The organism is Vibrio sp. Vb0598 (assembly GCF_033338935.1).
Taxonomy (GTDB): Bacteria; Pseudomonadota; Gammaproteobacteria; order Enterobacterales; family Vibrionaceae; genus Vibrio; species Vibrio alginolyticus.
On record NZ_JAWOTP010000129.1, the window covers coordinates 1 to 1,348 of the forward strand.

Genomic DNA, 1,348 nt, shown 5'->3' on the forward strand with positions numbered 1-1,348 from the left:
AGTAAGCCGGCTTGTCCACTGGTGTTAACGTTCTGAGCACTATGAATTTTATGGCGTTGACCTGTCATCACATTGAGCAATGAAATGGTGCCATTTTTCTCGTTCACTACTACGCGTTGCGAATCGATAAATTCAATGCCCCAAGGGACTTGAAACCCATTGGCAACCTCATCAGCTTGGTATTGCGTAGCATGAAGTGAAAAAGATAAACAAGCGAGCAGGGCGATGGTTACATTTCTCATGGGTCCTTCCATGTTGAAGTGCGTGGATGCTTAAAAGCTAACACTAAATGGCGAGATCCCCAAATGATGACAAGCTGCAGCGAGCGGTGTATGAATATAAAAAATCCCCGATACCAGATCGGGGATTGAGTTAAGGTGTTAGAGATGAATCTGTCTTTCTGCGATTACATTGCCGCTTCGAAGATTGCAGAAATCTCTTCGTGAGTTGCTTGTTTAGGGTTAGTGAAACCACACGCGTCTTTTAATGCGTTGTCTGCTAGTGTTGGGATATCTTCTAGCTTCGCACCAAGCTCTTTAATACCAGCTGGAATACCAACGTCTTTTGCTAGCGCAACGATAGCGTCGATCGCTGCCGCAGCACCTTGCTCTGCCGACATACCTTCTACATCCACACCCATCGCTTTCGCGACATCACGCAGACGCTCTGGACATACTTGCGCGTTGTAGCGTTGTACGTGAGGAAGCAAGATTGCGTTACATACACCGTGTGGTAGGTCGTAGAAACCACCTAGCTGGTGCGCCATAGCGTGAACGTAACCTAGAGATGCGTTGTTAAACGCCATGCCAGCCATGAACTGTGCGTATGCCATTTGCTCACGAGCTTCTAGGTTTTCGCCGTTTTTCACTGCGGTGCGTAGGTGCGCTTGAATTAACTCGATCGCTTTGATTGCAACAGCGTCAGTAATTGGTGTTGCCGCGATAGATACGTACGCTTCAATCGCGTGAGTTAGCGCGTCCATGCCTGTTGCCGCCGTCAAAGACGCTGGCTTAGCAAGCATTAATTCTGGATCGTTTACAGAGATAAGAGGCGTTGTGTGTTGAGCAACGATTGCCATCTTAATGTGACGCTCTTCGTCAGTGATGATGCAGAAACGCGTCATTTCAGATGCAGTACCTGCTGTGGTGTTGATTGCGATTAGTGGCAGCATTGGTTTTGCTGATTGATCCACGCCTTCGTAATCGCCGATTTTTCCGCCGTTAGATGCAACCAGTGCGATGCCTTTTGCACAATCGTGTGGTGAGCCACCACCAAGTGAAATTACGAAGTCACATTCGTTCTCTTTTAGAAGAGCTAAGCCATCATTAACGTTGGTGATTGTAGGGTT

2 protein-coding genes are annotated in these 1,348 nt (G+C 47.6%); both read right to left on the minus strand.

Annotation, left to right across the window (positions count from 1 at the left end; genetic code table 11):
• On the minus strand, nt 1–242 hold a 242-nt coding region (locus R7Q38_RS23480), incomplete at its 3' end, for a PQQ-dependent sugar dehydrogenase (RefSeq protein WP_318114480.1).
• 164 nt (nt 243–406) lie between these two features.
• Nucleotides 407–1,348, minus strand: a 942-nt coding sequence (locus tag R7Q38_RS23485) for an iron-containing alcohol dehydrogenase (protein ID WP_318114481.1), incomplete at its 5' end; no start/stop codon positions are given.